Genomic DNA, 4935 nt, shown 5'->3' on the forward strand with positions numbered 1-4935 from the left:
AAAAGCACTCAATTTCCGCAAGGGCTTTTAGCAGACGTGCCTCGAAAACCAGCCCAAGTGGGAATACGCATCTTACCTGAAAGGTAGGGAGTGATGTATTAAGCAAAAGCCTCGCAGCATACTTGACTGTCAGGATATGTAGCAATCCTGCCAGATTGCTCACTTGAAGACGCGCTGGACAAGGCCGAAGCCCTGCGCGAACGCATCGAATCGCTCAGCGCCAGCCACGAATGTGCGATCGGCGCGTCACTGGGCGTTGCGGCGGTCCCCGAAACGGCGACCTCGGCAACCGACATTCTGCCCATCGCCGATGCCGCGCTCTATGCCGCGAAAAAAGCCGGAAAGAACTGCGTCATGGCATCGGACAAGCGCGCCGGGCGCGAAGCACCCCGGCTGGCGACAATCAAGGCCAAGGCGCACTAGTGGTCGGAAGCTGAAGTTCGCCGTTTTATTCCGTCATCCCGCGTCAAGCCCGGGAGGACGACAACGGCGTGAACTTCAGTTCCGTCATCCTATGGCATGCCGGACCGGGCAGACTTGCGCCTGCCCGGCCTGTGGCAGCATCAGAAGTTGGCGTTCACTTCCAGGCCCAGCACGCGACCGCGCACCAGTGGCGAGAACGTGCCCACCCCGGGATTTTCGGCAAAGGGCCGGTTGACCCCGGTTGACAGCGGACCGCCGAACACGGGGATCTGCGCCGCTGCACTGCCCAATTGCGTATCGCCGCCATGCTGCACCTGATCAAGCAGGTTGCGGCCATAGAGCGTGAACGTCAGCCCTCCGGTACGATAGCTGATCGACGCATCGAGGTTGTCTGCCGATGAAATCCAGCCGAAGTTGTTATCGGTATAGGCGAACCGATCACGGAACTGGTAGTTCGCACGGGCCATCACGCTCTTGTCATCACCCACCGGGAAATCCAGCACGGTGCCTGCACCATAGGTCCACTTGGGCAGGCGCGGCAGGGCCAGAAGACGGTCGGCATCGTTCACCACGCCGTCGCTCGACAGATCGAACAGCACCTTGCGGTAGCGTCCCTTGATATAACCGAAGTTGGCTGTCAGCAGGATGTTGCTGTTCACCGCAAACCGGCCTTCACCCTCAATGCCATCGATCCGTGCATCGGCAGTATTGAAGATCGATTGCGCAACGCCTGCTGCCGACCCCTCGTTCACCTCACGCTGCATGTTTTTCACATCGGTGCGGAATGCGGCAAGATTCAGCGTCAGCTTGCGGTCGGGCGAGCGGTACTTCACGCCCAGTTCGAAGCTGTCGACCTGCTCTTCATCAAAGGCGTATTGCGGGTTCGGCCCGCCCACACCTGCCAGCAGTTCAAACGCGCGGGCATTGGTGATGCGGAAGTTGTAGCCGCCCGAACGGAAGCCGCGCGACCAGTTGCCATAGACCTGCGCATCGTTGTTGAAGCGATACTGGAAGCCCACTTTCGGGCTCCAGTTTTCCCAGGTGCGCTTGTCGGTAAAGCCGTTGTTTTCGGTCCGGATGATCGGATTTACGCCTGACGTTGGGCAAGTCTCGGCGACTACGGAACAGGTCGGGCGCGGGCGGATATAGGTGACCGCTGCGTCCTTGGTTTCCCGCGACCAGCGCAGGCCAGCGGTCAGCGTGAGTTTTTCGGTCACGTCATAATCGCCTGCAGCAAACAGGCCGAGCACTTCGTGATCCTGCCTGCCGCCACCGATCTGGGTCAGTGGGCTGATGAAGGTTGGATAGCGGCGGATTTCGTCATAGCCGAGATCCTGCTGGAACCAGAAACCGCCGGTGGTGAGATCAAGATTGCCGAGGCGCACGTTGTAGCGCAGCTCGTTCGAATACTGGCGCTGGTTGAACTGCGTTTCCGAATGGAAGCGGAACACCGGCAGCGCATCGATATCGCCGCTGGTAGCCGACTGGAAATCACGGAAGCCGAAGATGTTGGTCAGCTGGCCATCGCCGATATCGATTTCGGTCTTGTGCGTGGCAAACCATGCTTCGTTGCGATAGAATCCGCGATTGTCGACCGCGAAGTTGAACGTGTTCCGATCATAGACCGCGCGGTTCTGGCCTGCCGGGCCATCGCCATTGCTGGTGAAGTATTCCACTTTGGCCACCATGCGGATGGCATCGGTAGGCAGGAATTCCAGAGCGCCGCGCACGATTTCAGTGCTGGCCTTGCCGAAATCGGTGCCGTCGAACAGGTTCTTGAAATAGCCCTGATCGTTGTTGACGTAGCCGCCCAGCTTGAAGTTCAGCTTGTCCTTGATCAGCGGGCCAGAAATCACCGCCTGCGCGGCAAAGTTGCCCGAACCGCGCCCGGAATCGACCGGGGTTTCATAGAACACCCGGAAGTTGCCACGGAAGTCCGCCGTCGGATCGCCGGTGTTGATCAGCACCGCGCCGCCGGTGGTGTTGCGGCCGTAAAGGATGCCCTGCGGCCCGCGCGCCACTTCGATGGAGCCAAGGTCGAACACATCGAACACAAGGCCAGCGTTGACGCCGATGTACACGCCATCGACGAAGACGCCCACGGTCGGGTCGATCGAGGGGATCGAGCTGTTCACGCCAAGGCCACGGATCGAGAAGTTGGCCGTGCCGCGCGATGTGCCAACCTGATCGAGCGAGACGTTTGGCGCGCTGAACGTCAGCGTCTGAAGATCGCGCACCTGCAATGCCTGCAGCGTATCCGCGTTGAACGCGGTAATCGCCATCGGCACCGCCTGGACGTTCTCAACGTCCTTCTTCTTGGTGGCGGTCACGATGATGTCGGCATTCAGCATGTCGATTGACGACATCTGCTGATCCGCCTGATCCGCTTCCTGCGCACGGGCACCGCCCGCGCCCAGTGCCAACAGCGCAATTACACTCAATCCACTCGTAAACCCTGCACGCAGCGCGGTCGTAAAGTTCTTCGGCATCCACAGCTCCCTTTGTTTTATGGGCGCGAAAATGGACGATGCGGCGTGAGGATCAACCTGTTTTCAACCGAGCAATTAAATCTTACAAGAAGGTGTGACCTATTTGCACTATTGCCGGCTGTAGCGGTCAAGCTCGTCACCGGTCAGCGTGACCACGTGCAGCAGGTTCGTTGCCCCCGGCGTGCCGAAGGGAACCCCGGCCAGCGCCACCAGCTTTGACCCGGCAGTGCCGAACCCGTGGCGCAGCGCCATGCGCTTGCCCTTGGCGATCATTTCCTCGAAGCTGCCGATGTCCTTGGTGCTGACAGCGTGCGCGCCCCACAGCAGGCCCACCTTGCGGGCAGTCTTCTGCGACGGAGTGAGCACCAGCATCGGCACCGCAGGCCGTTCACGCGCGACGCGGCGGGCGGTTGACCCCGAGCCGGTGAACACGATGATCCCGGCAATCGGCAGCGTGTTGACGATGCTCGCCGCAGCCTGCGCCAATGCGTCTGCCGTGGTCGGATCGGGCAGCGTTTCGATGAAGTGGACGCGCGCGGCATAGCCGGGATCGGCTTCCACTTGCGCCGCGATACGGTGCATGATCGTCACCGCCTCTTCCGGCCATGCGCCCGCCGCGGTTTCGGCCGAAAGCATCACCGCATCCGCGCCATCATAGACCGCATTGGCCACGTCGGACACTTCGGCGCGGGTTGGCGTTGGCGTTTCGATCATCGATTCCAGCATTTGCGTTGCCACGACCACCGGCTTGCCCTGCCGCCGCGCGCTTTCCACGATACGCTTCTGCAGCGGCGGCACTTCTTCAGGGTTCAGCTCTACGCCCAAGTCCCCGCGAGCAACCATGATGCCATCGGACAGCTCGATGATCTCTTCCAGCCGCGAGATGGCGGCAGGCTTTTCGATCTTGGCCATCAGCGCGCCGTATCCGCCCATCAACTTGCGCGCCTCGGCCACATCTTCGGGCCGCTGCACAAACGACAGCGCAATCCAGTCCGCACCGTTTTCCACCGCGAACGACAGGTCACGCCGATCCTTCTCGGTCAGCGCCGGCACCGGCACCACGGCATCAGGCACGTTCACGCCCTTGCGGTCGGAAATCACGCCGCCCACTTCGGCCGAACACAGGATCTGGTTCTCATCGGCGCGGATGACCTTCAGCCGCAGCTTGCCATCGTCGATGAGCAGGCGCTGGCCCTTTTGCAGCACGCCGAACAGTTCGGGATGCGGCAGGCATACGCGGTTTTCGTCGCCCGGTTCGGGATTGCGGTCGAGCGTGAAATGCCCGGAGTGACGAATCACCGCGCGGCCTTCCTTGAACGTGCCGACGCGCAGCTTTGGCCCCTGCAGATCACACAGCACGGTGATGGGGCGATCCACCTTCTTTTCAAGCGCGCGAATGTTGGCGATGGTTTCGGCGTGGATCGCGTGTTCGCCGTGGCTCATGTTCACGCGGAAGGCATCGGCGCCTGCGCGATAGAGCTTTTCCAGCATTTCGGGATCGCGGCTTGCAGGTCCGACTGTCGCCAGAATCTTTACCTTGCGTCCCAGAACCATGCTGGAACGTGGATCGAGCTTGGCCACGGCGCTTGTACTCCTGTATGAAAATCGCAAGGCGCGCTATGGCCTATGCCATTTCAAAACCCAAGGACGATTACAGTGGATACGAATGCAATCGATAATCTGCCCGATGACGTTGCTGCCGCCGCGTTCCGCCGGTTGGTGAAGCATCTGCAAAAGCGCCACGATGCTGAAAACATCGAACTGATGGGCCTTGCCGGTTTCTGCCGCAATTGCCTGTCTGACTGGATTCGCGATGCGGGTTTTGAAGGCGACAAGGCGGCTGCCCGCGCGGTCATTCACGGCATGCCGTTCGAAGAATGGAAAGCCGCCTACCAGACCGAGGCGACGCCAGAACAGATGGCACGCATGGACGAGAGCCTGAAGCTGAACGGCGGGACGCACTGAATTTGAGAGGACGGCCCATCCAGGCCTTCCTTGCGGCACCAGCCCGCTCCCCCGCCCG

The 4935-nt window shown here is 60.9% G+C and carries 4 protein-coding genes; 2 read left to right on the plus strand and 2 right to left on the minus strand.

The genetic code is table 11. The annotated features are described in order from the left end of the window. The first annotated feature begins 147 nt into the window (after window positions 1-147). On the plus strand, window positions 148-423 hold the full coding sequence (locus Q8R81_RS18365; protein ID WP_371135311.1) for a diguanylate cyclase: 276 nt from the start codon (window positions 148-150) through the stop codon (window positions 421-423). 140 nt (window positions 424-563) lie between these two features. Here the strand turns inward: Q8R81_RS18365 and Q8R81_RS05380 are convergent, their stop codons facing one another. Continuing rightward, window positions 564-2912: a TonB-dependent receptor gene (locus Q8R81_RS05380; protein WP_305616419.1), complete on the minus strand. Its 2349-nt coding sequence runs from the start codon at window positions 2910-2912 to the stop codon at window positions 564-566. Between the two features lie 108 nt (window positions 2913-3020). Next, a complete protein-coding gene (gene pyk / locus Q8R81_RS05385; protein WP_305616421.1) occupies window positions 3021-4466 on the minus strand; it encodes a pyruvate kinase in 1446 nt (481 codons plus the stop codon). A gap of 72 nt (window positions 4467-4538) precedes the next feature. On the opposite strand from pyk, the gene Q8R81_RS05390 reads away from it, so the two are divergent. Then, window positions 4539-4877 (plus strand): DUF1244 domain-containing protein, encoded by a 339-nt coding sequence (locus Q8R81_RS05390; RefSeq protein ID WP_305616420.1) that lies wholly within the window; start codon window positions 4539-4541, stop codon window positions 4875-4877. The last annotated feature ends 58 nt before the right edge of the window (window positions 4878-4935 follow it).

The organism is Novosphingobium sp., assembly GCF_030696665.1.
GTDB lineage: Bacteria > Pseudomonadota > Alphaproteobacteria > Sphingomonadales > Sphingomonadaceae > Novosphingobium.

Bases quoted from the DNA above. Each gene is read 5' to 3' on its own strand.
- Q8R81_RS05380 (WP_305616419.1), bottom strand. From the start codon at position 2,912: ATGCCGAAGAACTTTACGACCGCGCTGCGTGCAGGGTTTACGAGTGGA.
- pyk (WP_305616421.1), bottom strand. From the start codon at position 4,466: ATGGTTCTGGGACGCAAGGTAAAGATTCTGGCGACAGTCGGACCTGCA.
- Q8R81_RS05390 (WP_305616420.1), top strand. From the start codon at position 4,539: ATGCCATTTCAAAACCCAAGGACGATTACAGTGGATACGAATGCAATC.